This is a genomic window from Cupriavidus nantongensis, assembly GCF_041726985.1.
GTDB lineage: Bacteria > Pseudomonadota > Gammaproteobacteria > Burkholderiales > Burkholderiaceae > Cupriavidus > Cupriavidus nantongensis_A.
In genome coordinates, this window is sequence record NZ_CP168303.1 from 1,780,159 (window position 1) to 1,807,003 (window position 26,845).

The window sequence follows — 26,845 nt, forward strand, 5'->3', positions numbered from 1 at the left end:
TCAAAGGAGTCGCCATGCTCACTCCCGCCAGCATTGCCAAGCACCCGATCCATCCGATGCTGATCACCATCCCCATCGGCTTGTGGATCTTTTCCTTTGCCTGCGACCTGATCCGCTATTTCGGTGGCGACAGTCCCAACTGGCCGGTGGTGGCGCTCTATGCCATGGTCGGCGGCATCATTGGCGCGCTGATCGCGGCGCTGCCCGGCCTGATCGACCTGCTGTGGCTGCCCAGCGGCATCCGCCGCATTGCGCTGCTGCACATGGGCATCAACCTGACGGTGGTCGCGCTCTATGTGATCAACGCCTGGTGGCGCATGCGCGGCGCCGGTGTCGGTGCCATCGTGCTGTCAGCGATCGCCATCGGCCTGCTGGTGGTGTCCGGCTGGCTCGGCGGCAAGATGGTGCATGTCCATGGCGTGGGCGTGCAGACGCCGCCGGCACCGCTGCCGTGACAACGCTGGCCCTTACAGCACCCTACAGCAGGTCGCGCAGCTTGTAGTACCACATGCCCAGCACCAGCGCGGGGGTCCTGAACAGCGCGCCGCCCGGGAAGCGGTGATGCCGGATGCGGGTAAAGACATCGAATCTCGACGCATCGCCGCTCATCGCCTCGGCGATCAGCTTGCCGGCCATGCCCGCAAACGACAGCCCGTGGCCGGAGAACCCCTGCGCATAGTAGAGATTGGTGCCGATGCGGCCCAGGTCGGGCGCCCGGTTCATGGTGATGTCGACGAAGCCGCCCCAGGAATAATCGATATTCAGATCCGCGGTCTGCGGAAACACCTGCAGCATGCGCGCGCGGATGCGCTGCACCAGGTTGCCGGGCGGGCGCGCGCTGAAGGTCTCGCCGGCGCCGAACAGCAGGCGGTTGTCGGCGCTGAGACGGAAATAGTCGACGATCAGGTTGTTGTCGGATACCGCCACCCGGCTCGGCATCAGCGCGGCGGCACGTTGCGCCTCCATCGGCTCGGTTGCGATCATGTACGTTCCCACCGGCATGATGCGCGCCGCGATTTCCGGCGCCAGATGGTCGCCGAACTCGCCCAGGTAGACGTTGCCCGCCAGCACCACCTGCCGGCACCGCACTTCGCCCTCGGCGGTCTTCACCACCGGCGCCTGGTCGCGCTCGACGCGATAGGCTGCCGAATTCTCGAACACCTCGACACCCTGCCGGCGCGCCGCATCGCCGAGCCCGAGGCAGTACTTGAGCGGATGCAGGTGGCCCGAGTGCGGGTCATACGCCCCGGCGACAAAGCGGTCGCTGGCGACATGGCGTCCAAGGTGCGGACGTTCGATCCATTCGAGCGGATAGTCATAGCGCTCGCGCATATGGCGCACCCAGCGCCGCAGGCCGTCGACCTTGTGCGCCCTCGGCGCCAGTGTCATGTAGCCGCGCACGTGGTCACATTCGATGCCGTAGGTGGCGATGCGCTGCTCCAGCAGGCGCATGCCCTCGACCGATGCATTCCAGGCGGCCTGCGCGACCTCGGCCGGGCACTGGCGCTCGATCGCGCCCTCCCCCTCGGCGCCGAAGCCGACGATGGCCTGGCCGCCATTGCGCCCGGAAGCGCCCCAGCCGATCCGGTGCGCCTCCAGCAGCGCCACATGAAAACCGCGCGCGGCCAGCTCCAGCGCGCACGACAGGCCGGCATAGCCGCCGCCCACCACGCACACCTCGGCCTCCGTGCGTCCCAGCAGCGGCGGGCTCGGCGCCGGCCGCGCGACGCTCGCCTCGTAGTACGAGTTTTCGATGACGCCCAGTTCTTTTTGCAGCAGCCCCGACATCGCCTTCGGCTCCGGTTCCGCGTGGCTCGCGTCTATGGCACGCGCACGTTGACGAACTGCCAGGGATCTTCATCGCCCGCTTCCGGATACAGCTGCGAGTGCTGCGCCAGCGGCGTCCATTCGCCATAGACGCCGACCAGCTCGCCCAGGTAGGGCCGCGCGATTCGAAGCACGGATTCGTAATCGAGGTCGTCGGGCTCTACCACGCCCGCGCGCGGATGCTCCAGCGCCCAGACCACGCCGCCCAGGATGCCGGCGGCCACCTGCAGGCTGGTGGCGGTGTTGTGCTCCACCAGTTGCCGGGCCTGCTCCGTGGTCAGCCTTGAGCCGTACCAGTAGACGCCGCGCGCATTGCCCATCAGCAACACCCCGAGCTCGTCCATGCCGGCGACGATGTCGTCGCGCAGGATGCGCTGGTGGTCCTGCTTGCGCCCGCCGTTGCCCATCAGCTCGTCGATCGACAGCAGCGCATCGTCGCAGGGACGGTAGGCATAGTGCACGGTCGGCCGGTAGACGACTTCGCCGCTGTCGCGCAGGGTCAGGTGGTCGGCAATCGAGATCGATTCGCCGTGCGTGATCAGGAAGCCGTGGTACGGGCCGCCCAGCGGCGTCCAGCTGCGCACGCGCGTACCGAATCCCGGCCGCGTCAGGTACACCGCCGCATCCGAGCCGAACCCGTGCCGCTTCGCATCCGCGGGCCAGTGCCGCTCGTGCGTGCCCCAGCCCAGCTCGGCCGGCTGCATTCCCTCCTCGATGAAGGCGTCGACCGACCACGTATTGATGAACTCGTTGGCAACCTTGCGCCGGTCGCCCACCTGCGTGTCCTGCTCGGCGATATGGATGGCGCGGATATTCAGCTGACGCGCCAGTGCCGCCCAGTCCTCGAAGCTGGCCGGCGCTTCATGGTCGACGTCATTGTCCGCCGCGATATTGACCAGCGCCTGCTTGACCAGTGCCGACACCAGGCCGGGGTTGGCGCCCTGCGTCAGGATCGCGGTGGGCCCATCGCGCTTGTCGAGCCGGAACGCCAGCACGCCTTCGCGCAGAGCATAGTTGCTGCGGCGTGACAGCGGCGCGGCCGGGTCCGTGGCCGCGCCCGCCCACGGTTCGATCGAGGTATCCAGGTACAGCGCGCCGTGCTCCCAGCAATAGCGCACCAGCGCCTCGCTCGAGACATTGACCGACAGGTTCAGCAGGAAGTCGCCCTCGCCAATGAGGTCCTGCAGGACCTGCTTGTGGTTTTCCTCGGTCAGCGCCTTGGTCACCACGCGAATGCCATAAGCCTGCGCAACCGAGAGATCGTTGCCGGCCGGACAGACCACGGTGATCTGCCCCGGCGTGATGTCGAGATGGCGCAGCAACACCGGCAACACGGAACGCGCGATGCTGCCGAAACCGACGATCAGCATGCGGCCGTCCAGTCCGCCGAATTTCTTGAAAGTGGTTGCCGGCGCGTCCATCGCGTGCTCCCGAGATACCGCCGCTGCGGAGATGACTTCTATCTCTCATAAGCAATCCGCATGCCGGTCGCCCGGGGTGCGCCATGCGCAGCGTTATGCCGCTGCCTCCTGCCGCGCACACCGGCCGATGTGGCCTCAGGTAACTATTGCCACCTCACACCGGCAAACCTTGCAACGGTGTGCGCGCGAGCATGCGCGCCGGGCTGGAACGTCCCTTGCGGCTACCGTGCTTCCAATGCAAGGAGACGACCATGAAAGCTCGGACATGGATGATGGCATGGTTGGCGTGCACGGCACTGGCAAGCGGTGCGGCACTGGCACAGGGTGCCGGCGGCGCCGGTGGCGGTGGTGCCGGCGGTGGCTCGGGCGGCAGCTCGGGCGGCGGCAGCGCCGGCACGGGCCCGTCGGGAACGACCGGCACGCCGGGCAGCCCGGGCACGCCCGGCACCGGCACGAGCATGACTGACGGCGGCGGCAAGGCCGCCAGCGGCGACACGCACGGCAGTTCGCGCTCGTCGGCCGGCAAGCGGCATGGCACCGATGCCGGCGCGGGCCGCGCGGCGGGCGCGTCAGGCGTGGCCGCGCCCTCCGGCTCGACCGGTTCGCCGTCGGTCACCGGGTCGGGAACCACGCGTGGCGGCGGACTCGATGCGCCCAGCACGGGCACCGGCGGCACCGGCACCACCGGACCTTCGGGCGGCGCGCCCGGAACCGGCATGGGGCGCTGAGCGCGCTAGCTGAGCGGACAGCAGCACGGGCACGGCGCTTCCGGCTAGAACGGCGCCGCGAACGTCAGCCGCAAGCCTTGCTGCCGTCCGCCCATGCCGACCATCACGTTGTAGTCGAGCCCGAACGTCATCGAGCGCGTGCGCAGCTTGCCGCCCAGTCCCAGCTGCAGGCGGTCGCGCCCGTATGGCGCGCTGACCACCGTGTAAGCAGGGCCGGTGCCGGCAAGGTCAGCGTACGCCAGCCCGGCCGCGCTCTGGCCGCTGAAATCATGCTGGTACTCCAGCCGCGCGAACGGCAGGAACAGGCCCCATCGCGTCGACGTGGCGTATTCCGTGCGCAGCCCGAGCGTACCTGACACCGTGGTCACGGTCTGGCCGAAATACTTCAGCGCGCTGAAGCCGGCGCCGGTCTCGGTGAACGGGTCGAGCGTACTGTCGGAGACCGACAGCCGTCCGTACGGCGAGACCAGCCAGGCCTCGCGCCGATACTCGTATCCCGCCGACAGCGAGGCAAAGACCTGGTGGCCGTCGCGCTTGCCGTAGGCGAACGCGCTTTCGTCGCCCACCCAGCGGCGCGAATCGAAACTGAGCGAGCCGTAGCCGGCGACGCCGTCGATAAACAGCGACGGCTGCGGCCGGTAGCTGCCGTACAGCGCGGCGCTGAAACTGTCCGCCGTGCTGCGCGTGCCGGCCGAACCGACGTCGGTGCTGTCGCGGCCATAGCCGAAGCCGATGCCGAGCGTGAGCTGGTCGGAAAAGCGATAGTCGGCGCCGGCGGTCACGCCACCCGTGGTGAAGCGGAAGCCCGAGCGCTGCGTCCCCGCGTTGGCGAAGCCGAAATCGACGGTGCCCGCGGTCCAGAATGCCAGGCGCGCGTCGTCGGTGTCGTTCGCGCCAGCCGCGTCGGCGCCGCTGCCGGGATCGGCGCCCCCGGGCAGGTCCGGGACGTTGCCGGCGACAGCGCTGGCCCCGGCCGTCGCGCGTGCGGCACGGGAGCCGGTCGTGGGATCGGATGCGCGTCCGCGCTGGGCTGTCGAGGCCGTGCCGCGCAGGCAGGCATCGCGCGCGGCGAAGCCTTCGACCGCCTGGCAGCGCTCCGGATCGGCCTGGGCGCGCGGCATTACCACCGAGATCTGGTTGCCTGACGGCGCCCTGCCCTTGCCGTGCAGCGCCTCCAGGCGCTGGTTGTAGTTGGCGATCTGCGCGGTGGCAAAGCGCCGGGCCGCCTGGATCTGGGCATTGACCAGTCCCACCACGTCAGGGTCGGTGGACGGGTCCCGGCGCGCCGCCACGGCCACCTGGATCAGCGCCGGCGACGACGTCGCCACGGCATTGCTGAGCGTATAGGTCACCACCGCGGTGCCGGCGAAGGCGGCGGCCGGCACGAAGTTGACGGTGTAGGCGGTGGCGGCGAGCTCCTTGCCGCCGGCGGCCGGCGTCTTCGGCGCGGCGCTGGCGACGGTGGCGGTGCCGGCATCGGCGGGCACCACCGAGACGATTGCGGCGCCGGTAAACGGCCCGCCGCTGGCGCCCTCGGTCACGTCCACGTCGACCGGCCGGCCCGCCAGCGTCGACACCTGCTTCTGCGCCACCGGCACCGGCACCGCATTGACCGTGACCGTCACCGGCACCGGCGCCGAAGTCCCGGCGCTGTTGACCAGCGCATACGTGAACGTGATCGGGCCCGACGCGGTCGGCACCGGCGTATAGACGATGTCCAGTCCGTTCACCACGGCGCTGCCGCTGCCCGGTGGCGTGACGATGCTGACACCGGAGAAGGGCCCGTTGGCGGCGTTGGCGGCGGCATGGATCGTCACCGGCGCATTCGACAGCGTGGTCACCGCCACCGGCGGGGCCGAAGGCATGCCCTGCCCCGTCGCCAGCGTATAGACACGGCTGATGCTGTACGGAGCGCCGGTGCCGGTGCTGCTGTCGGTCACGCGCACCGTGAAGGTATGCGTGCCGGCCGTCGGCGGCGTGCCGCTGAGCACACCGGTGGCCGGGTTCAACGACAGTCCTGCCGGCAGCGTTCCGGCCGCCACGGCAAAGGTGTAAGGCGCGGTGCCGCCGCCCGCCGCAAACGCCTGGCTGTACGCAACCCCTGCCACCGGCGCCTGCAGCGACGCGGGCGACAGGCTCAGCGCCGGCGCGCTGACGGTCAGCGTGTAGGCCTGGCTGCCGGTATAGGGGCCGGTGCCGGTGCTGCTGTCAGTGGCGCTCACGGTGAAGTTGTGCGTGCCGCCGCCAGTCGGCGTGCCCGACAGCACGCCGACTGCCGACAGCGACATGCCGGCGGGCAAGGCGCCCGCCGTGATCGCAAACGTGTACGGCGCCGTGCCGCTGGCGGCCGTAAGGGCCTGGCTGTAGGCCGTGGCGACGGTCGCCTGCGGCAGCGTGGCCGGATTGATGACGATGGTCGGCGCACCGATCGCAAGGCTGTACGCGCGGCTTCCCGTAAAGCCCTGGTTGTCGGTCGCCTGTACGGTGAAGTTGTAGCTGCCGCCGGCCACCGTCGTGCCGGCAATAGCGCCGGTACTGCTGTTCAGCGTCAGTCCGGGCGGCAAGGCGCCCGCGGCCAGGCTGTAGGTGTAGGGCGCGGTGCCGCCGCTGGCCGTCACGCTCTGGCTGTACGCGACGCCCAGCGCGGGATTGGCCAGCGTCGCTGGTGCCAGCGTGATCGTTGGGGCGGCGATGGTCAGCGTATAGGCGCCGGCCACGCTGTACGGCCCCGTTCCCGTGCTGCTGTCGTTGGCCTGGATGGTGAACGACACGGTGCCCGCCGTTCCCGGCGTGCCAGCCAGCACGCCGGTCGCGCTGTTGAACGCCAGCCCGGACGGCATGGTGCCGCCATTGACGGTCATCGAGTAGGAATACGGACCGGTGCCGCCGCTCGCGGTGAAGGCCTGGCTGAAGGGCGTGCCCGCCGCCGCGCTCAGCACGCCGGGCGCCGGCGACAGGCTCATCGCGGCCCCGCCCAGCACCAGCGACAGCGTGCCGCTGGTGACGCTGAACGGCCCGGTTCCCGTGCTGCTGTCCGTGGCTCGCACGGTGAAGTTGAAGGTGCCGCCCGCCGTTGGCGTACCCACCAGCAAACCCGCAGCAGACAGCGCCATGCCGGTCGGCAGCGCGCCCGACGCCACCGCATAGGTGTACGGCCCGGTTCCGCCCGTGGCTGCCGCCAGCGAGTGGCTGTAGGCGCCGCCCACCGAGCCCGGCGGCGGAGATGCCGGCGCGTAGATGAGATTCGGGTTCGTCACCGTAATCGTCACGGTGGCGGGGGCGGACGTGCCGGAAGCGTTGGTGGCCGTATAGGTGAAGCTGTCCGGTCCCGCGTAGGACGAGATCGGCGTATAGGTGATCGACGTACCGCTGGCGATCGCCGTGCCGTGGCCAGGCGGCGACGCCACGTTGACGCTGGCGGCCGCGCCGCCGGTGAGGTTCAGCGTGATGGGGTTGCCCGCGCTGCCATACGCCACCGTGGCGCTGACGTTGTTGGCCACCGGGGGCGCCGAGACATAGGTGAACCGGTCGGCGGCGCTGATGGCGCTGGTGCCGCCGGCGGTGGTCACGGTCACGTCGACGGTGCCAGCGGCACCCGCCGGCGCGGTGGCGCTCAGCGAGGTCGGGCTGTTGACCACGAACGATGCGGCCGCGGCGCCGAACCTGACCGCGGTCACGCCGGCAAAGTTTGTGCCGGTAACGGTCACGGCGGTGCCGCCGCTGGCCGGGCCGGACGAAGGCGTCACGCCGGTCACGGTCGGCGGGCCGGCCGCGACATTGAAGTACACCGTGCCAGCGGGCGACCAGGTAGCGCCATTGTCGCTGGTATAGAAGACAGCGCTGTCGGTGCCGATGAAACCGGCGGGCGGCGTGTAGACAAAGCCGTTCTCGTTCTGTCCGTTCGGCAGGTTGCCGTTGTAGACATAGAGCGTGCCACCCTGGGCAGTGGGCGTCAGCTGCGTCGATGCGCCGAAGTTGCCGTTGCCGATGGCGTCGTAGGCGATGCCGAACTGGTTCGGATCGCAGGCGGTGTAATCCGCGGCGGTGAAGGCATAGACCTTCTGCTGGTTGGACGTGGCGACGATGTTCAGCGTGCACGAGACGGCAAATGCCGGCGCCGGCGACCCCAGCAGCAAACCCAGACACAGTGCCACCAGCACCGATCCGAACCCGCAACGACAGCCCCGCCACCACCGATGGACTTGTGCGACGGCCCCCACCGTCCGCCCCGCGCGCTCAGCGCCGGCGCAACCCCTGGCTTGTCTTGACACCCGATTTCTCCCGACACCCGCGGCTTGCGGCGGGTTGCCATTGCCGTCGTCGAGCGCGGCGCGCCGATGCGTGGCCGGGCGCGGCTCGGGACGGGCGTTGTTATTTTTGTTGACTTTCCGCTGGCATCGCCAACACTTCGGTCTGTCTGTGAATCGCGCGGGATGGGCTGCGGAACGGGCCGCAATAGTGACGCGGCCCGGTGCAGAAAATACGTCAAATCTATCAATACGTAATTGATCAAATTTGATACCAGATATCAAATTTAATTAAATCAGTATCGATGCGACGCCGTTGGCAGGGAGGCGCCGTGTCTTTTGGGTGTTGTTCAACCGGGGAGGCAGATCTTGGACCAGTATCTGGGGGAAATCCGGCTGTGCGCGTTCGCGTTTGCGCCAAAGGAATGGGCGCTTTGCAACGGCGCCCTGTTGCCCATCGCGCAGAACCAGGCGTTGTTCAGCCTGCTCGGCACGCAATACGGCGGCGACGGCATCACCAATTTCGCCTTGCCCGACCTGCGCGGCCGCACACCGCTGCACCGCGATCCCGATGGCATCGCACAGGGCCAGATCGGCGGGGTCGAGGCGGTCACGCTGACCACCGCGCAGGTGCCAGCCCACATCCATCCGTTCAACGTCTCTTCCAGCCCGGCGACGGCGCTGAATGTCGGCGTATCGCAGGACCGCATGCTGGCGGCCAGCAACCTGTACAACCCCCACGATCCGTCGGTGTCCGGCCCCGGCGAGCTGTTGTACGGCACGCCCGACTCGCTCACGCCGTGGCTGGACGAGGCCTGCGGCAGCACCGGCGGCGGGCAGCCGCACGACAACATGCAGCCGTCGCTGGTGCTGAACTACATCATTTCGCTGGCCGGCATCTACCCGAGCCGGGGTTGAGGAGACACCATGGCGCAACCGTTCGTGGGTGAGATCCGCATGTTTGCCGGCAACTTTGCACCGGCGGGATGGCAGTTCTGCGCTGGCCAGACGCTCAGCATTGCCCAGTACGAGATGCTGTTCTCGCTGCTGGGCACCATCTACGGCGGCGACGGCACCACCACCTTCAGGCTGCCCGACCTGCGCGGCAACCTGCCGCTGGGCCAGGGCGCGGGACCGGGACTGAGCGAACGCACCATCGGCCAGGCCTTCGGCAGCCCCAACGTGACCCTGCTGCCGGGCCAGATCCCCGGGCACACCCATCCGATCCAGGCGACCAACACCATGGCCTCGACGGTGACGCCAGGGCCGGGCGTACTGCCCGGCACCACGCCGTCGCCCAACGCGTTCTACGACGCCGGCACCGCCAACCCGCCCGGCAAGAACGCCTTTGCGGCCGGCACCGTCGGCATGAGCGGCGGCACCCAGCCACACAGCAACCAGATGCCGACGCTGTCGCTGAACTACATCATCGCCACGGATGGCATCTATCCGTCGCAAAGCTGAGCACCCGGGCGCAAGCCAACCTGGACAACGGAGGCCATATGTCAGACCAGTACCTGGGAGAAATCCGCATCTTCGGCTGCGCCTACCCGCCAGCCGGCTGGGCCGCGTGCGACGGCCAGCTGCTGGCGATCCAGCAGAACCCGGCGCTGTTCTCGCTGCTCGGCACCCAGTACGGCGGCAACGGCACCACCAACTTCGCCCTGCCCGACCTGCGCGGCCGCGCGGTGACCGGGCCGGTCGACAACCAGCCGGGCAATCCGCAGGGCACGGCCACGGTCACGCTCACCGCGGCGGAAATGCCCGCGCACAACCACCTGGTCTACGGCGATACCGCGCGCGCGGTGTCCACCGAGGCCAGCGCCAGGCTGCCCGCCCGCTTCATGCTACCCAACAACCAGAGCTGCATCCCCGTCAACGCCTCGCCGGCACCGGTCATGACCACGTTGTCGCCGCAGGCCGTAGGCACGGCCGGCGCCAGCCAGCCGCACGAAAACATGCAGCCTTACACTGCGCTGATGTACTGCATCGCGCTGACCGGCGAATTTCCCCCGCGTCCATAGGCCGCCGATGCCCGCGAGATGAGCCATCCATGGCGGGTTGCGCAGGCCTGAATTAAACACCGCTTACTGCCATGCACCGGCACTTGCCCTGCCCCGTCGCCCTAATCCCGATGAGTAATGGCGACCGGCATGGCCTGATCCTATATTGCCCCAGCAGCATGCATGTCCGGCGCAACGCGCCACGCGACATCGCTGCACGGAGCGCGGGCCACAGCAACTACTCAGCCGCCAACCGGGCTTCCGTCCCGCATCCCGATCAATAAGGCGGCACATTGTTGCAGGGGTGAATGCCGTTCCCGTTGCTTCATGACCGATTCAAGATCCGAGGGGTAACACCATGAACGCTCCAACCGTCAGTGCATTCGACTTTTCATCGCCCGGCGCCGTGCAGTTCAATGCCGGCGCGCCAGCCATCATCCTGGAAGCAAGCACCGTGCATGTGCTGGCCTGGATCTACGTGGACAGCGCAGGACTGCCCGCCGACCAGAAAGTGTTTTCGCTGAGCCAATCGCTGATCCTGGGCGTGGGCACCCGCGGCGGCGACGTGCCGATGCTCTATCCGGAGGTGTGGGACAACGCCGGCAACCGCTACACCTTCCAGGCCGGGCAGATCCCGACCGACCAGTGGAGCCTGGTGGAAATGATCTGGACCCAGGGCCAGAGCCTGGTGGGACTGGTCAACGGGGTGCAGGTGCAATCGGTGCCGGTGTCGGGCAATCCGCTGCAGCCGCCGGCTGCCGACGGCACCAGCTATGTGGGCGCGTTCTGGGACAAATACTCGTATCCGTTCTGCGGCATGGTGCAGTCGGTGCTGCTGACCAACGGCGCCGACCAGACCGCCACGCAGGGCTTTGCGCTGCAACCCTCCGGTGCGATCAGCAACTGGGGACCGAGCGGCCCGATATTCATCGGCGGCGCCAGCACCGTGACGCTCGACACGCCGCCGGCGACGCCCTACGGCGCCCCGATGCAGCCGCCCGCGCCAACCTACGTCGGCGAGCAAATGCCGGCCACCGTGGCTGCCAACACACCGTTCACGATGCTGGTGCCGGGCACGGACAGCAGCACCTACACCATCCTCAGCATCAGCCAGGATTGGCAGCAACTGGTGGAACTGACCGGACAGCCCGGCCTGGACACGGGCTATGAGGTCGATGTCACCACCGGGGTCAGCATCACCGACAGCGAAACGCAAACCCTGGGGGTCAGCCTGGGGCTGGAGTCGGGGTTCGACATCGGCGTGTTCAGCGCCAAGATCAACCTGACGCTGTCCTATTCGGTCTCGTACACCGAGGAGTTGTCGATCAGCGAGGCCACCACGATCGCGAAGAAGTTTGAAATCGACAAGCCGGACGTGACGACTACCGGCGTCTGGTGGCAAGGCCTGCCGACCATCACGACGTTCCAGGTGATCGACAACATGAACACCGTAGGCGCCTGCGTGCAGGACCCGCTGCCGGAAATCGCCGCCACGGTCTATCCGCCGCAAAGCCAGCGCGCGCTGAAAACCGTGGCTAGCGCGCCGGCGGGCAAGGCGAGCACGTCGCGGCCTTCGCTCAGGCTGTAGCGGTCCGGGCGGGTACGGCCATGCGCCGGTCAGGCGCGGGTCCCTTGCGCGGGGGCGGCCGTACGCAGCGTCCACAGCGGTGGCCATTGCGCGAACGGCGGCACGGTATGGGCAAGCGCCACCACGCCGTGCCGGCCGCCCGTGCCGACCTTGTCGTAGATCACGCGCGCATGCACCTTCACGGTGTCGACGCTGACGCCGAGGATGGTCGCGATGTCCTCGTTCGACTTGCCTTGCGCCAGCCAGCCGCACACCTCGAGCTGGCGCGGCGTCAACGTCGGGAATGCCAGCCGCAGGCGCTCGGCCGGCCCCAGCCTGGCGACGGTGCGCTGCTGCGCCTGGCGATAGCAGCGCAGCAAGTGCGGGCGCAGCGCCTGCAGGCGGTCGCGGTCGCCATCGCTGAACGGCGGGCTGCCGCTGACACGAAAGCTCGTCACGGTGACCGCATAGCCTTCGTGCTGGAACACGATCGCCAGCAGCCGCCGCGCATTCGACGGCAGCAAGGCTTCCCGCGCCATCGGCAGCGCCATGAACTCGTCGTCGTTGAAGAAATCCGATTCGCGCAAGGCGCGTTCGCCATAGAACGCGGGGTCGTACTGCCAGAACGGATGGCTGTGGCGGTGCCTGGCAAAGGCCTGCCTGCCGTGCGCCCGCGCGGCGGGCTCGTCCACCGAGACCAGTTCGCGGAATTCCCGGCTGCGATGGTGGAATTCGGCGTAGCTGACGACGTCGCCGTCGGTAAGCCTGGCCACGCTGGGGAACAGCACGTCCGGCAGCGCCAGCAGGTCGGGCTCTTGCTCGTACAGGGAGATCACTTCATCCCGGAACGCCTGCAGCTTCTTGTCCTCTGACGTCAGGGCGGTCGGTGAGGGGCGCATGCTTGCCTTTCGCCTGCGGCGGCACAAGGGTAACGACAAGAATGATGAAAATGCCAGACCGTCGGATTGTAGCGCGCCGCACCCGGAGGCGAAATGCAGTGGCGCCACGCGATTGCGCCGCGACGCGGCCACCCGCGGCGACCACCCGCAGCGACTGCACCGGTGCCGAAACTTTGCTTCCGGCCGCGCGTTCTAAATTTCATATGCTGAGCAAATTGTCTGCCACATTGTCTGGAAAGCGGCACACCCTCCGGCACACGATCTGGTTCTGGCTGGCGGTAGGCACCGTGGCCGTGCTGGTGGTAGCGGTCGCGATGTCGCCCGCCTTCAAGGACCTGGTCGAACAGGCGGTCGACTGGGCGCGCGAGATCATGGCACAGCACCCCGTCGCCGGGGCGCTGGTGTTCTTCGTGTTCTCGGCCGTTTCGGCGATGCTGGCCTTTGCCTCGAGCGTGGTGCTGGTGCCGGTGGCCAGCGAAGTATGGGGCAAGCCACTGACGGTGCTGCTGCTGTGGGGCGGCTGGCTGGTGGGCGCGTGCGCGGCCTTCGGCATCGGCCGCCTGGCGGGTCCGCTGCTCAGCCGTGTCGGCTACGCGGACAAGCTGGAGAAATACCGGGGCTATGTGTCGAAGCGGATGAAGTTCTGGGCGGTGCTGCTGTTCTGCATCGCGGTGCCTTCGGAAATCCCCGGTTACCTGTTCGGCACCATGCACTACCCCTTCCTGAAATTCCTCGCGGCCATGGCCCTCGCCGAAGCGGGCTATGCGGTCGGCATCGTCGTCGCGGGCGATAGCCTGGCCATCGACCAGCCCCTGCACTTCCTGGTCGCCGTGGGTGTCCTCGCGATAGTAGCGGTGGCAGCTGGCCTGGCGCTGCGTGCGCGCAAGCACCGCTCGCGCCGCCTGCCGCAACGCTGACACGGCTGGCATGCGTGGCGTTGGCGCCATTGCGGCCGCCTGGCTGCGCCCTGACATCTCACAGGTTTCACCCGATAATCCAACAATACAGGCAATAGCCTGTTTTCATAAATAACAGGCCATAGCTTGTAAATTCGCGTAACAGGCAATATCCTGTATCTGTCCGGCCGCCGGCCGGGTCCGGGACCGCGCCATGCACTACGCCATCAAGACCGTCCACCAGTTGCGTCCGATTCTGCAGGGATTCCGCAAGTCGCGCGGCATGACCCAGGCCGTGATGGCCGAGCACCTCGGGGTCACGCAGCAGACCTATGCCGAACTGGAAGCCAACCCCGCGGCCGTCAGCGTCGAACGCCTGCTGCGGGTGCTGCGCGTGCTCGGCGTCGAACTCGTGCTGTCGCAGGCGGAGGCTGGCGCCGCCGCGCAGCCCGTGCCTGCCCGCCCGCGGGCCAAGCCCGAGGCACCGGCAGGCAAGACCGGGCCGGCCCGCCCCGCGACCGGCCGACGCCCGCGCGAGGACTGGTGACCATGGTGCGCGCGCGGCAAGGCAACCGCCTCGACCTGTGGATGAACGGCATCCCGGTCGGCCATTGGGAAACCGGCGCCGGCGGTGACCGGCTGGTCTATCGCGAAGACTGGATCGCCGACCCGCAGGGACGGCCGCTGTCGCTGTCGCTGCCGTTCACGCCCGGCAACCAGCCGCATCGCGGCCCGGCGGTGGCCAACTATTTCGACAACCTGCTGCCCGACAGCGATGTCATCCGCCGCCGCATCGCGGCGCGCTATCGGGCCGGCGGCACCGACGCCTTCGCGCTGCTGGCCAGGGTGGGACGCGATTGCGTCGGCGCCATCCAGATGCTGCCGCCCGGCGAATCGCCCGAGGCGCTGCAGACGGTCAGCGGCCGCGCGCTAAGCGACGAAGACATTGCGACGCTGCTGCAAGAAACCACGTCGGCGCCCGTGCTCGGTCATCGCGAGCCCATCGACGACCTGCGGCTGTCGATCGCGGGCGCGCAGGAAAAAACCGCGCTGCTGCGCTGGCGCGGACAATGGCAGCTACCCCAGGGCAGCACGCCGACCACGCACATCTTCAAGCTGCCGCTCGGGCTGGTGGGCAATATGCGCGCCGACATGCGCACCTCGGTCGAAAACGAATGGCTGTGCGCGCAGATCGTCGCCGCCTATGGCCTGCCGGTGGCGCCGTGCGAGATCGCCCGCTTTGCCGGCACCAAGGCGCTGGTGGTCGAACGCTTCGACCGCAGGCCGTCGAGCCGCGGCACCTGGCTGCTGCGCCTGCCGCAGGAAGACATGTGCCAGGCCACCGGCACCTCGGCCCTGCAGAAATATGAGTCCGACGGCGGACCCGGCATCCGGCAGATTGCCGAAATCCTGTCCGGCTCGCGCGCGGCGGCGACCGACCGCCGGCATTTCTTCATGGCGCAGGTGGTGTTCTGGCTGCTGGCCGCCACCGACGGCCATGCCAAGAACTTCAGCATCAGCCACCTGCCGGGCAGCCAGTATGAGGCGACGCCGCTGTACGACGTGCTGTCGGCGCATCCGGTGATCGGCCGCGGCCGCAACCAGCTGGCGCCGCAGAAGGCGCGGCTGGCGATGGCGCTGCATGGCCGGAACACCCACTACGCGATCCATGAGATCCGCGCGCGCCACTGGTTTGCACAGGGCCAGCGCATCGGCTTTGCTCCCGCCGAGGTGGAGGCCATCCTGGACCGCGTGACCGGGCAGACCGCACAGGTCATCGACAAGGTTGCGTCGGGATTGCCGGCGGACTTTCCGCTGGATGTGGCCGACGCGATCTTCGACGGCATGCGTCGGCACAACCGCAGGCTGGCGGCGCGGGCCGAGGCGGACCTGTGAACGCGGGCGGAGGCCAGCGCAGGCATCGATCAACCGAAGCGAGATAAAACGGGAGGGAATGGTGCCCATGGGCAGGATCGAACTGCCGACCTCTCCCTTACCAAGGGAGTGCTCTGCCACTGAGCCACATGGGCGGGTGTTCCGGCGTGGAACCACGCGGAATCAAATGGAGCGGGAGACGAGTCTCGAACTCGCGACCTCAACCTTGGCAAGGTTGCGCTCTACCAACTGAGCTACTCCCGCATGCTGGCTCCCCGACCTGGGCTCGAACCAGGGACCTGCGGATTAACAGTCCGTCGCTCTACCGACTGAGCTATCAGGGAACATATCGCCGTTCAGCGAAGCGCGAATTCTACAACATGATTGCGCGGAATTGAAAGCCCTGTTTTGCAAGCTCATGCAGCGTTGCGTTCAGGGCCTGCGGTCACGCCGCGCCGCGCACGCCACGTGCCGGCGCATGCCGGTCGACGTCGATCACGGCCTGCGCAAACGCGGTGGGCGCCTCCTGCGGCGGATTGTGGCCCACCCCTCCGCTCAGGGTTCGATGCTCGTACCAGCCGGTGAACTTGCTGGCATAGGCACTCGGCTTCGGATGCGGCGCGCCATTGGCATCGCCCTCGATGGTGATGGTGGGCACGCCGATGGTGGGCGCCGTGGCAAGCCGCTGCTCGATCGCGTCGAACCTGGCCTCGCCGGCGGCCAGCCCCTGGCGCCAGCGGTAGTTGTGGATGGTGATGGCGACATGGTCGGGGTTGTCGAGCGCCGCGGCGCTGCGCGCGAAGGTGGCGTCGTCGAAGTTCCACTGCGGCGAGGCCAGTTTCCAGATCAGCCTGGCGAACTGGTGCGTGTATTGCTGATAGCCGGCGCGGCCGCGGTCGGTGGCGAAATAGAACTGGTACCACCACTGCAGCTCGGCCTCCGGCGCCAGCGGCTGGCGGCCGGCGGCCTGGCTGCCGATCAGGTAGCCGCTGACCGACACCAGCGCGCGCACGCGCTCGGGCCACAGCGCCGCCATGATGTCGGCGGTACGCGCGCCCCAGTCGAAGCCCGCGACCACGGCATGCTGAATCTTGAGCGCGTCCATCAGCGCGATCATGTCGGCGGCAATCGCCGAAGGCTGGCCGTTGCGCAGCGTGTCGGCCGACAGGAAGGTGGTCGAGCCATAGCCGCGCAGGTAAGGCACGATCACGCGATAGCCGCGCGCCGCCAGCAGCGGCGCGACGTCGGCAAAGCTGTGGATGTCATAGGGCCAGCCGTGCAGCAGCAGTGCCACCGGCCCGTCGGCCGGGCCGGCCTCCGCGTAGCCGACGTTGAGCACGCCGGCATCGACCTGCCGGATCGAGGCAAAGCTGGTATGCGTGCCCGGCGCGAGGGTCGGCAGCGCGTCCGCCGGCGACACACCCGCCTGCGCGCGCGCCGCGCGTGCCAGGCCCAGCGAACCGGCCGCCAGCGTCACCGCGGCGGCACCGAGAAAGCCCCGACGGGGCAGATTGATGGCGTTCGACATGTTTTTCTCCTGTTTGCGTGGTAGAACCCGAACGCAAGTCTAGGAGGCCGGCGCAAGCGGCATGTGTCTGAAATCGCGCCATCTGTATCGCCGTGTATCCGGCCGGCACGGTCCCATACGACGATACAAAATTGGCGCGCCGCCTCTTGGGTCAGAGGATGGAGCGGAAGGTACCGCCCTCGACCCGCACCGCGGCCCCACGGAGGCGGCGCACCACCAAGCGGCCGCGCTGAACCCGCTCGTCGCCTTCATTGGCGCGGACGTTCCGGCTACAGGCAACCCAGTCCGGCCAGCGTCGCTTCCACCGCCTGGTCCAGCGGCGTGTGCGGTTCTTCGCCGAGAAACTGCGCCAGGCGCGAGGCGTCCATGCGTACCGGCCGGGTCCACAGGTAGCGCATTTCGCGCAGTTCGCGCAGCGTGGGCACGAACGGCGCCGCCAGTGCCGTCAGCCACCAGGGAAAGGCCGCGATCGCGGGATCGAGCCCATGCCGTCGCGCCACGCGGCGGATCGCGCCGGTCATCGCGGTGCCATCGGCATCCCAATGCCCTGCCAGGTGGAAGCTTGCGAACGGCGCGAGCCCGGCACGCTGCTCGATCAGGCGCACCATGGTGCGCGCGACGTCAGGCAGATAGGCCCACTGGTGCCCCACGCCAGGCTTGCCCGGCTGCAGGATCTTGCGCAACGGTCGGCCGGGCCGGACCAGGCCCTGCGAAAACCAGTTGTTGCCGGCGCGCGGGCCAAAGAAATCGCCGGCACGCACCACGATCACGCGGGCGCCGAGCGCGGTGGCCTCGCGCAAGCGCTGCTCGAGCAAGACCCGGATGCGGCCCTTGCGGGTTTGCGGCTGTTGTGGCGCATCTTCGTTCGGCTCCGGGAATGCATCGGGCCCGTAGTTGTAGACCGTGCCCGGCAACACGATGGTGGCACCCTCCGCGATGGCCGCGGCGATGGTGTTGTCCGCCATCGGCAGCACGCGCTGGGCCCAGTGGCGATAGCCGGGCGGGTTGACCGCATGGACGATGACCTGGCATCCCCGCGCCACCTCTAGCACGTCCTGCCGGTTCATGGCATCGCCGTGCCGCCAGCTGATGCCGTCGCGGTATTCGGTGCCGGCGGCCAGGTCGCGCTTGAGTGTCCGCACCTGCCAGCCGGCGTCGCGCAGCTGGCGAGCGACTTCGCCGCCGATGCCGCCGCTGGCGCCCAGCACCAGTGCCTGCATCGCTTCGTCATTGTGTTCGGGCATCGGGCCTCTCCATGAAATTGGAGACATGGTCGCGCGCGCCGGGCTAAACTGGAATTATCGATCGCAGACTATCTGCTATACGTTTTTGTATGGGACACAACATCGGATGGGAGTACTACCGCAGCTTCCTCGCCGTGCTGACGGAGGGGTCGCTGTCCGGCGCTGCGCGCAAGCTGGGCCTGACCCAACCCACGGTGGGGCGGCATGTGTGCGCGCTGGAGGCGGCATTCGCGCAGGCGCTGTTCACCCGGACTCCGACCGGGCTGGTGCCCACCGACGCCGCCACGGCGCTGCAGGGGTACGCGCAGGCCATGCACAGCACCGCGGCCGCGCTGGAGCGCGAGGCGTTCAGCCAGGGCCAGGGCGTCCAGGGCACGGTGCGGGTCTCGGCCAGCGAGGTCGTCGGCATCGAAGTGTTGCCGCCGGTGCTGGCGCGGCTGCGGCGCGAGCATCCTTTGCTGCGCGTGGAGCTGGTGGCAACCAACCGCGTGCAGGATCTGCTCCAGCGCGAAGCCGACCTCGCCATCCGCATGTCGCCGCCGCGGCAAGAGGCGCTGGTGGCACGACGGATCGGCGCCGTCGAGCTGGGCTTGTTCGCCCATGCCGACTACGTCGCCGAGCAAGGCATGCCGGCCACCGTCGCCGGCCTGGCCGCGCATGCGCTGATCGGCTTTGATGAGGAAACCCCGTTCCTGCGCGCCGCCGCCGCAAAGTTTCCGGCCTGGCGCCGCGAGGCCTTCGCACTGCGCAGCGACAGCGACCTGGCCCAGTTGGCGATGCTGCGCGCAGGCTGCGGCATCGGCATCTGCCAGGCGGCGCTGGCCGCACGCGATCCGCACTTGCTGCGCGTGCTGCCCGACGCGTTCTCCTTTTCGCTCGACACGTGGGTCACGATGCATGGCGACCTGCGCGGCAGCCGCCGTTGCAGGGTCGTGTTCGATGCGCTGGTGGCCTGCATGCAGGCGCACGTCGGCAGCGGCCACGCACGCGCTGCCCGCGCGCCGGCCAATAAAAAAAGGCGCCGCTAAGGGCGCCTTCCCGGAACCGGCGAAATGCCTAGGCGAAGGATTCGCAATTGCCGGCCCGCACGGGCTCACCCCAGCCAAAACCGGGTGGGAGGCGATGGCCCGGATCGCGTCCAGCGGCCGCGACAGGCACCACGCTCGCGGCATACGGCTCGGGCACGTGCTCCGGCCGCGCCGGTGCCTCGTGCGCTGCCAGCTCGAGGCAGTGCTTGAAGTCGCTGGCCGCGAGGCGCATGCCGATGAACTTGCCAAACGCATCGAGCTGGACCTGCGAGGTCATGCCGGCGCTGCCGCCGATCGCCGGGCAGATGATCCACGTCGTGTCGCCCCGGGTGAACAGGTGCAGTCGCCTGGCCTGGTCCGCCGGCCGCAGCGCATGCTCTTCGCCGGCGATGCCGTCCAGCGAAAAGGCTTCGATATATTCGTCGGTATGGCGGTGGCTCAGGCAGATGACCACCTTCGGGCGCCAGCGTTCGCAGGTCCTGGCGATAAAGCGGAAGCGCTCGCCCTCCCGGCACAACGCGACATAGCGCTTCTGTGGAATCAGTTCCGGCTGGCCCCGGAACGCCTTGGACCACGTGGTCCGCCCGTCGACATGCGCGGGCAGCGGAAACAGGCTGAGCCTGAATTCCGCGCCCGCCGGCGAATACAGATGGCTCCAGTAGTAATGTTCCCAGTCGTTGTCGCCAAGCCGCACCCCAAGCGCCTCGGCCCGCGCGGCCGCCATGATGCGCGCCACGCACTGGTGGCCGAACCACCTGGCCATGTCTTGTCGATGCTGCTGGCGGAACACGGCATCCCATGCCGGTGGTGCCAGGTGTGGATGAAGCGGTGCGACGATGGGCTCGGACCACGCCGGGCTGCGGTCGCATATCCAGACGGCGGCCCTGGGATTGCCTCCTTCCATGCCGACGTAGGAGGCAAAATAGCGGTCCAGTTCCTCGCGCGTGAACATCCGTGAATGCTGCATTTTATCCCTTGCTGCTTAGTGGGACCCCCAATATTTAATGCCGCAGCATGCCGCCGCCGCAACAGGCGTACGTACTGCCGTGGTCATATGCATATTCTTTTTTTATGCAGGACAGAATATCGACGGACGCGGCATGCCCCTCCCCCGAGCGACATGACTCCGTCGGTTTTTATATTGCCCTGAACTGCTGACTGGAATGATAGGGACAGGCGTGCCGCGGCACGCGGCGCCTGCCAGGCCAACCGGTCGTGGGATTATCGAAAGCCATGGCCGGCTTCGATTAGACGCGGTGCGCCCGGACTTATTTAAACGGCTCGATCTTATTCATTATTTTACTTCCCCCAGAGAGATCAAAGAGTTACAGATATTTACAGATATTTCGAACCGACAATAAAGCGTATGCACGATAAACAAGCACGCCTTTCACCAAACGCACCATGCCGGTGCCGGCCCGACTGATATAGGGTCTATCGCCCTTTCTTGATTGGGATGATTTTATCCAAAGCTTTCGGATATAGGAATTTCAATCTTCTTAGGTCTGAAATAAGCGGTCTGCTGCGATGCAATATATTCAGGGTGCGATTTTCCATCCCCTCGACGGAGGGGATAAAAAACAGCGAACGAATTACCGGAATCGCGCTTTACAGCGCTGCTGGCTCAGAATCCTGAAAAGCGGATGCCGATCGAGCCGTAGCCGTAATACCGATCCAGCTTGCCGGCGGTGGTCGCGTTGTAGAGGAACGGGATGGTGCCGACGAAGTTGTACAGCGAGGCCTGCCCGCGCAGGAACACCTCCACGTTCTTGGCCACCCCATACGACAACTCCAGCCCCAGCGTATGGTTGGAGCGGATCGGCGCGTTGCCATAGGTTTCGGCGCGGCTGTCGACGTTGCTGCGCAGCAAGTACTGGAACTGGTAGCCCAGGCGCGCGGCGAAGCGCTCGTATTTCCAGCGCCACGACCCGCCCAGGTTCAGGTAGCCGGCGGTGTAGTTGAAATCGTCGTTGAAATCCAGCCCGAACTGGCTGGCATTGACCGAAAACGAAGCCGACTGCAGCGTGACGTTGCCGACGTTGCACGGCGCCGCGAGCTGGCCGTTGGCGAGATTGTCGGAGCCGATGGCCACATTGAAATTGCAGTTGCCGCGCTGCACCCGGGTATTGAGGCTGCCGACCGTGACGCGGCTGATGCCGAGCCCGACAAAGCCGGTAAGCTGGTTGCGCTCGCTCAGCTCGCCGGAGAAGATCACGTCGGCCTGAGCCTGGACATCATTGGCGTTGTTGACGGTGAGGCTGTTGAACGTGGTGTTGCGGACCATCACCGGCGACGAGCGGTTCAGGCTGCCGGCGTGGTCGCCCCACAGCGAGAAGCGCAGCATGATGCGATCGCGAGCGCCGGCCTCGGCCAGCGGGTCGTAGTGCATCGCCAGCATCCAGGTATCGATGTGGTTGCGGTCCTGCCCGTAGTCGATCCCGCGGCGCCAGTAGGTGGCCGATCCCGACCAGTGCGGCGAGAACTTGTAGCCGAGCATCAGCTTGCCGCCGCGGTAGTCGCCCGCGTTGTCCGACACCGGGCCCTGGCGCCCGCGCAGGTTGAACACATCGACGCTGCGGTTGACCATGTCGTAGCTGGCCTCCACCCGCACCGAGCTGAACTCGCCGGTGGCGGGCTCGGCTTGCATGAACACATCGTCCGGGGCGGCCCTGGCCGTACCGACGGCACACAGCCCCAGCATCAGGGCGCAGGCCTGGTCCAGCCGGCGCTTTCGAAGCAGCTGCATAGGAAACTCCGAGGCCACTGGGCGAGCCTCATGCGCGGGGCGCTCCACGGAAGCGCCCGACGCAGACACAACATGACCCGGTCATCGCCGGCGCGCGGCAGGCAACACCCGCCACGCGCCCGGATGACCGGGGGCGGTGGCCTTCCCCGTGTGGGCGGAAGGCCTTTGCTACGGCGCTACGCGCCGGTCACGGGTTGAGCGTGACCGTGGTCTTGAGGCCGTCGCCGACCACCATCTCGGCGTCGGTCTTGACCAGAGCGGTCTTGGCGAAGGCGACGTCGTTGTTGACCAGCATGCCCACGCGCACATCCCTGCCGGGGCGGCCGGTGGTGGTGGCGAAGGTCACCGGGAAGGTGCTGGTCGCCCTCGGCGTGAGCGCGTCGACCTGCGCCTGGCTGAGTGCGCCGGAGGAGCGCAGCTTGCCCAGGAAGGTGGTGAACGGCAGGTTGAGCGAGCCGCCGTTGGCGCTGGAGAACAGGCTGTCGGCGGCGGCGTTGGTCAGGCTTGCCGCGACCGACAGGTTGCCGCTGACACGGAACGAATACGCGGTGTTGGCCGGCACCACCGCATCGACCAGTTGCGAACCGTTGAAGGTCAGCGTGACGTTCTCGATGATGACATCGACCTGGTTGCCGTTATAGGTGTAGCTCAGACCCGCGCGCACCTGCGTCGGCCCGCCGTTGAAGGCATCGCCGTTCTGCGCCAGGCCCACCTGGATCGCATCGAGCGCGCCGCCGGTGGCGGTGATGGTGTCGGTGATCGGCTGGGTCACGCCGTTGATGGTCAGGTTCGACAGCACCAGCGAGTTCTTCAGCCGGACCGCGTCGGCCACGCTGTTGATGGCGCCCGCGTCCACCACGGCGCCGAGGTTCGCGGCGACCTGCTGGATCTCGGCGGCACTGCCGCTCGATACGGCGTCGCCGAGTTGCGCCAGCCCCGACGCATTCGCGGCATTGGTCAGTGCGGCCGCCGTGACCGCCTGCACCAGCGCCGTGGTCGTAGTGGCCTGCGCGCTCTGCGTGACCACGTTGATCGAGCCGCCTTCGATCAGCGCCGACAGGGTCTCGGCCGGGCTGCTGCTGATATCGATGGCTTCCAGCGCGGTGTTGACGCTGGCGACTTCGCTGGCGATCACCGGCGCAGCCAGCGCGGCCACGTTGGCGGCAACGGCGCCGACGTTCGACTGCAGGGTGGCCGGCAGCCCGGCTTGCGCGTTCTGAACGGCGCTCGAGACCACGCCCGCGACCAGCGCGCCGCTGGCCAGGTCCGCCGTGCCCGGTGCGCCCGCCACCGCGGTGGCGACCGCCTTCGACGCCGCCGCCGCCGAATCCGCCGGCGTCAGCGTGCCGCCCTCGCCCAGGCCGGTCAGCGTCTTGGACACATGATCGACCAGCTGCTGCACCACCACCGCCGCGCGCAGCGCGGCCGCATCCTGCATCGGATCAAGCGTGGCCAGGTCCTTGCCTGCCAGGCCCAGGCCCGTTGCCAGCGGCGCGATCTGGCCCGCGCCAAGCTGCACCGCCAGCGTGGTCAGCGGCGAGACCACCTGCGTCACGCCCTCGCGGAAATCGATTGCCGGCGCCTGCAGCACTCCGGCGAACGGCAGGTTGGTGCCGACGTCGGTGCCGCCGGTCAGTCTCAGCGCGCTCTTGCTGCAGCCCGCCGGGAACGTGAAGTCGCCCGTGGCATTGGTGACCGCGGTCTTGTTCTCGCAGTCGAGGAAGGTGACGGTCGAGCCCGACAGGTAAAAGTCCACCGCCTTGCCGCTGACCGTGGCCGACGGCTGGGACGGCTGGCCGGGCGCTGGCGCATCGTCGCCACCGCCGCCGCAAGCCACGAGCGTTGCCGCCGCGCCTGCCATGATGCCAAGGATGAAGATGTTCCGGGTTTTGGTTTGCACGCTGCTCTCCTGAGATCAATACTTCGCTACGACGAAACATGGTGAGGGCGTCCATGACGCTCGCTGGCGATGGTTCATGGCTGGCTCACCGGCTCCTGCGCCATGCCGATGACGTGACCGGCAAAATCGTCCGGGCGCAACCAGCGCGACAGGTACTGCCCCATCGCGTCGAGCAGCACGTCGGACATCATTCCCCCGGCACCGGCCAGCGGCGGACAGATCAGCCACGTGGTGCCGTCGCGTTCCAGCACGCGCAGCGTCTTGGGCTGGTCGGCCGGCTGCAGCACGTGGTCGGTGGCGTGCGCCTGCGCCAGCCCGAAGGCCAGCGCGAAATCGTCGGCATGGCGCTCGCCCAGGCATATCACCACCTTGGGCTTCCACAACCGGCGAATCCCGTCGATGAAGGCAAAGCGTCGGCCTTCGCGGCACAGGTCGAGATAGCGCTGCCGGGGAAACAATTCCGGCTGGCCGCGAAACGCCTTCGACCACGGGATTTCTTCGGTCACCCGCGCCGGCAGCGGAAACAGGCTGAGCTTGAACTCGGCGCCCTGCGGGCCGTACAGGTGATGGTCGAAGTAATGCTTCCAGTCCTGCTCGCCCATGGTGGTCTTGAACACCCTGGCGCGCGCGGCGGCCATGATGCGCGCGATCCTCTGGTGCGATTGCCAGCGCTCCATGTGGTGCCGGTACTTGTAGCGGTAGGCGGCATCCCAGGCGGTGGGCCGCGCATGCGGAACCAGCGGACCCGCCAGCGGCGCCACGCCGGGAAGCGGAGAGCTGTCGCAGAACCAGACCGCAGCGCCTGGATTGCCGCCTTCCATCCCTACGTACGACGCGAAATACGAATCCAGCTGTTCGCGCGTGAAGACCGTCAGTGGCTCTGTGTTCTTTCTCATTCCTCTACCGCGGTGGAGTGAAGGATGCCCGGACGCTGCACCGCATCCGCCGTGCCGGTGCCTCGCACCAGGGCGGCGGTTCCGGACCTGCTCGTCATCGCTTTTTATTCTCACCCCCGCAGCGAGGGGTGCGCTGCCCTGTCGTTTCCCTCCTTGCGCGGGGTAACGCCGAAGCGCGAATGGCGGCATTTTCGCGCGCGAAAAAACGCGCGAAAGTCGATCACGTCCCCCACGATTTGCGCTGCATGCACCGGCGCGAGGCCGCTTCACACGCGTCCGGAGTTTCCCTTCCGATGCAGGGTACCGACGCTTTTGGCCGCATCGCACTATTCGCTCCTGAAAACACGGAGCACGCCGGAGCCTTCAGCGCACCGGCAGAACGAGAGCGTTGCAGTTGCATGGACGGCCGTCACCGATGCGGCCCGTGGCAGGTCATGCGCTGACCGTCGCCACACCATGGAACCGCTGCCGCAAGGCGGCCCCGCACGACTCTGCTTGATCACGCCATGAGCATGCACAGGCAGATGCATGCCATGCGACGAGCCTGGGCGCCACTTCGCGCGGACCGGGAGTTCGGAGGAGACAACAAGGGCGTGGGCACTCGCATGAGCGCCCATTACTCAACGCTTCTGGGAGAAGCAATTGGGTATCTATCGCGATATGTTTGCCAGGCACCACGATCAGCTCGCGCTGATGGCTCGCCTGCTCGACGCCGGCGCCATCTGGGTGGCGGCAATCCTGGCCAGTGAAGTGCGGTTCGACACCGCGCAGGCGCCAATCCACCAGTTCATCCAGTACTTTGCCTGTGCCATTGCCTTCATCGTGCTGCCAGGCTTCGATGTATACACGTCGTGGCGCGGACGCAGCCTGTTCTCTCTCGCCGCGCGGCTGCTGTCGGCGTGGAGCCTGGTCTGGCTGGTGAGCCTGCTGCTGACCTACCTGCTGCACCAGACCGACTCGCTGTCGCGCCTGTGGATGGTGTACTGGTACCTGTTCGCGCTGGCGGGGCTGGTGGCGCTGCGCGTGGTCAGCCGGGCCGTGCTCAACCTGCTGCGCGTGGCCGGCGCCAACAACAAGCGCGTCGTCATCGTCGGCTTCGGCCGCACCGGCCAGGAGATGTACCGCCGCGCCACCGCCAGCCACACCACCGGCTACAAGATCAGCGGCATCTATGCCGCCGCAGGCGAGCCCACGCCGGAAGGACGCCGCCGCATCAACGACAGCGCCGACATCGCCACGTTTGCGCGCGAGCACGGCATTGCCGAGATCTGGCTGACGCTGCCGATGAGCGAGCACCGGCTGATGCAGGAGATCGCCTTCTCGCTGCGCAATGACTTCATCGACATCAAGTGGATGCCGAGCGTGCTCGACTTCGACCTGCTCAACCACAACGTCGGCAACTTCCTCGGCATGCCCGCGGTGGAGATGAACAAGCCGCCTTCGCTGGGTGTGCGCGGCACCATCAAGGCCATCTTCGACCGCACCTTCGCCGCGCTCGTGCTGGTGGCGCTGTCGCCGCTGTTCCTGCTGATCGCGGTGCTGATCAAGCGCGACTCCCCCGGCCCGGTGTTCTTCAAGCAGGAACGTCTCGGCCTGGACGGACGCGTGATCCATGTCTACAAGTTCCGCAGCATGAAGGTGCATGCCGAACACGGCGTGGTTACGCAGGCCACCAAGGGCGACAGCCGCATCACGCCGATCGGCGCCTTCCTGCGCCGCACCAGCCTCGACGAGCTGCCGCAGTTCATCAACGTGCTGAAGGGCGAGATGAGCGTGGTGGGCCCGCGTCCGCACGCGATGGCGCACAACAACATGTACAAGGAGCAGCTCGACTTCTACATGCTGCGCCACCGCGTCAAGCCGGGCATCACCGGGTGGGCGCAGATCAACGGCTATCGCGGCGAGACCGACACCCTCGACAAGATGGCCAAGCGGGTCGAGCACGACATCTTCTATATCCGCAACTGGTCGTTCTGGCTCGACCTGCGCATCATTTTCTGGACCGCGTTCCGCGGCTGGATGGGCAGCAACGCCTACTGA

General features: G+C 67.6%; 21 protein-coding genes and 3 tRNA genes. 11 read left to right on the forward strand and 13 right to left on the reverse strand.

Features of this window, described 5'->3' with window-relative positions:
• Positions 1 to 14 precede the first annotated feature (14 nt).
• Positions 15 to 455, forward strand: a complete 441-nt coding sequence (locus tag ACEI37_RS19415) for a DUF2231 domain-containing protein (protein ID WP_373377780.1) — start codon at positions 15 to 17, stop codon at positions 453 to 455.
• A 22-nt stretch (positions 456 to 477) separates the two neighbouring features.
• Here the strand turns inward: ACEI37_RS19415 and ACEI37_RS19420 are convergent, their stop codons facing one another.
• Together ACEI37_RS19420 and ACEI37_RS19425 are read right to left on the reverse strand one after the other, a co-directional pair.
• Positions 478 to 1,788: an NAD(P)/FAD-dependent oxidoreductase gene (locus tag ACEI37_RS19420; protein WP_373377781.1), complete on the reverse strand. Its 1,311-nt coding sequence runs from the start codon at positions 1,786 to 1,788 to the stop codon at positions 478 to 480.
• Positions 1,789 to 1,820: 32 nt separating this feature from the next.
• On the reverse strand, positions 1,821 to 3,248 hold the full coding sequence (locus ACEI37_RS19425) for a homospermidine synthase (protein WP_373377782.1): 1,428 nt from the start codon (positions 3,246 to 3,248) through the stop codon (positions 1,821 to 1,823).
• A 251-nt stretch (positions 3,249 to 3,499) separates the two neighbouring features.
• Here ACEI37_RS19425 and ACEI37_RS19430 point away from each other — a divergent pair, with 251 nt between their 5' ends.
• On the forward strand, positions 3,500 to 3,976 hold the full coding sequence (locus tag ACEI37_RS19430) for a hypothetical protein (RefSeq protein WP_373377783.1): 477 nt from the start codon (positions 3,500 to 3,502) through the stop codon (positions 3,974 to 3,976).
• Between the two features lie 44 nt (positions 3,977 to 4,020).
• Here the strand turns inward: ACEI37_RS19430 and ACEI37_RS19435 are convergent, their stop codons facing one another.
• A complete protein-coding gene (locus tag ACEI37_RS19435) occupies positions 4,021 to 8,136 on the reverse strand; it encodes a putative Ig domain-containing protein (protein ID WP_373377784.1) in 4,116 nt (1,371 codons plus the stop codon).
• 456 nt (positions 8,137 to 8,592) lie between these two features.
• On the opposite strand from ACEI37_RS19435, the gene ACEI37_RS19440 reads away from it, so the two are divergent.
• The 4 genes from ACEI37_RS19440 (at position 8,593) to ACEI37_RS19455 (ending at position 11,814) form a co-directional block, all read left to right on the forward strand.
• A complete protein-coding gene (locus tag ACEI37_RS19440; protein WP_373377785.1) occupies positions 8,593 to 9,141 on the forward strand; it encodes a phage tail protein in 549 nt (182 codons plus the stop codon).
• Between the two features lie 9 nt (positions 9,142 to 9,150).
• Positions 9,151 to 9,687, forward strand: coding sequence for a phage tail protein (locus tag ACEI37_RS19445; protein WP_373377786.1), 537 nt, complete (start codon positions 9,151 to 9,153; stop codon positions 9,685 to 9,687).
• A gap of 38 nt (positions 9,688 to 9,725) precedes the next feature.
• Positions 9,726 to 10,247, forward strand: a complete 522-nt coding sequence (locus ACEI37_RS19450; protein ID WP_373377787.1) for a phage tail protein — start codon at positions 9,726 to 9,728, stop codon at positions 10,245 to 10,247.
• A gap of 337 nt (positions 10,248 to 10,584) precedes the next feature.
• A complete protein-coding gene (locus tag ACEI37_RS19455; protein WP_373377788.1) occupies positions 10,585 to 11,814 on the forward strand; it encodes a hypothetical protein in 1,230 nt (409 codons plus the stop codon).
• A 29-nt stretch (positions 11,815 to 11,843) separates the two neighbouring features.
• Here ACEI37_RS19455 and ACEI37_RS19460 read toward each other — a convergent pair whose 3' ends face one another.
• Positions 11,844 to 12,692 (reverse strand): LuxR C-terminal-related transcriptional regulator, encoded by an 849-nt coding sequence (locus tag ACEI37_RS19460; protein ID WP_373377789.1) that lies wholly within the window; start codon positions 12,690 to 12,692, stop codon positions 11,844 to 11,846.
• A gap of 227 nt (positions 12,693 to 12,919) precedes the next feature.
• Between ACEI37_RS19460 and ACEI37_RS19465 the strand changes: the two genes are divergently transcribed.
• The 3 genes from ACEI37_RS19465 to ACEI37_RS19475 all read left to right on the forward strand — a co-directional run bounded on the left by ACEI37_RS19465 (position 12,920) and on the right by ACEI37_RS19475 (position 15,484).
• Positions 12,920 to 13,609: a TVP38/TMEM64 family protein gene (locus ACEI37_RS19465; protein ID WP_373377790.1), complete on the forward strand. Its 690-nt coding sequence runs from the start codon at positions 12,920 to 12,922 to the stop codon at positions 13,607 to 13,609.
• A gap of 193 nt (positions 13,610 to 13,802) precedes the next feature.
• Positions 13,803 to 14,135, forward strand: a complete 333-nt coding sequence (locus ACEI37_RS19470; RefSeq protein ID WP_373377791.1) for a helix-turn-helix transcriptional regulator — start codon at positions 13,803 to 13,805, stop codon at positions 14,133 to 14,135.
• 2 nt (positions 14,136 to 14,137) lie between these two features.
• On the forward strand, positions 14,138 to 15,484 hold the full coding sequence (locus tag ACEI37_RS19475; protein ID WP_373380285.1) for a type II toxin-antitoxin system HipA family toxin: 1,347 nt from the start codon (positions 14,138 to 14,140) through the stop codon (positions 15,482 to 15,484).
• Between the two features lie 59 nt (positions 15,485 to 15,543).
• Here the strand turns inward: ACEI37_RS19475 and ACEI37_RS19480 are convergent.
• From ACEI37_RS19480 to ACEI37_RS19500, 5 genes are all read right to left on the reverse strand, one after another.
• Positions 15,544 to 15,618 (reverse strand) — tRNA-Thr (locus ACEI37_RS19480).
• A 33-nt stretch (positions 15,619 to 15,651) separates the two neighbouring features.
• Positions 15,652 to 15,727 (reverse strand) — tRNA-Gly (locus ACEI37_RS19485).
• A gap of 4 nt (positions 15,728 to 15,731) precedes the next feature.
• Positions 15,732 to 15,807: transfer RNA gene (locus ACEI37_RS19490), tRNA-Asn, on the reverse strand.
• 101 nt (positions 15,808 to 15,908) lie between these two features.
• Positions 15,909 to 16,991 carry an alpha/beta fold hydrolase gene (locus ACEI37_RS19495; RefSeq protein ID WP_373377792.1) on the reverse strand — a complete coding sequence of 361 codons (1,083 nt, stop codon included), beginning with the start codon at positions 16,989 to 16,991 and terminating at the stop codon, positions 15,909 to 15,911.
• A gap of 269 nt (positions 16,992 to 17,260) precedes the next feature.
• Positions 17,261 to 18,235, reverse strand: a complete 975-nt coding sequence (locus ACEI37_RS19500; protein ID WP_373377793.1) for an NAD-dependent epimerase/dehydratase family protein — start codon at positions 18,233 to 18,235, stop codon at positions 17,261 to 17,263.
• A gap of 89 nt (positions 18,236 to 18,324) precedes the next feature.
• On the opposite strand from ACEI37_RS19500, the gene ACEI37_RS19505 reads away from it, so the two are divergent.
• Positions 18,325 to 19,263, forward strand: coding sequence for a LysR family transcriptional regulator (locus ACEI37_RS19505; protein ID WP_373377794.1), 939 nt, complete (start codon positions 18,325 to 18,327; stop codon positions 19,261 to 19,263).
• A 28-nt stretch (positions 19,264 to 19,291) separates the two neighbouring features.
• On the opposite strand, the gene ACEI37_RS19510 is transcribed toward ACEI37_RS19505, so the two are convergent.
• From ACEI37_RS19510 to ACEI37_RS19525, 4 genes are all read right to left on the reverse strand, one after another.
• On the reverse strand, positions 19,292 to 20,230 hold the full coding sequence (locus ACEI37_RS19510; RefSeq protein WP_373377795.1) for a transcriptional regulator: 939 nt from the start codon (positions 20,228 to 20,230) through the stop codon (positions 19,292 to 19,294).
• A gap of 657 nt (positions 20,231 to 20,887) precedes the next feature.
• Positions 20,888 to 22,009 (reverse strand): hypothetical protein, encoded by a 1,122-nt coding sequence (locus ACEI37_RS19515; protein WP_373377796.1) that lies wholly within the window; start codon positions 22,007 to 22,009, stop codon positions 20,888 to 20,890.
• A 187-nt stretch (positions 22,010 to 22,196) separates the two neighbouring features.
• Positions 22,197 to 23,909 carry a hypothetical protein gene (locus tag ACEI37_RS19520; protein ID WP_373377797.1) on the reverse strand — a complete coding sequence of 571 codons (1,713 nt, stop codon included), beginning with the start codon at positions 23,907 to 23,909 and terminating at the stop codon, positions 22,197 to 22,199.
• A 74-nt stretch (positions 23,910 to 23,983) separates the two neighbouring features.
• Complete coding sequence (locus tag ACEI37_RS19525; protein ID WP_373377798.1) at positions 23,984 to 24,805, reverse strand: transcriptional regulator; 822 nt, start codon at positions 24,803 to 24,805, stop codon at positions 23,984 to 23,986.
• 660 nt (positions 24,806 to 25,465) lie between these two features.
• On the opposite strand from ACEI37_RS19525, the gene ACEI37_RS19530 reads away from it, so the two are divergent.
• Entirely contained in the window at positions 25,466 to 26,845 is a 1,380-nt protein-coding gene (locus ACEI37_RS19530) for an undecaprenyl-phosphate glucose phosphotransferase (RefSeq protein ID WP_373380286.1), read from the forward strand.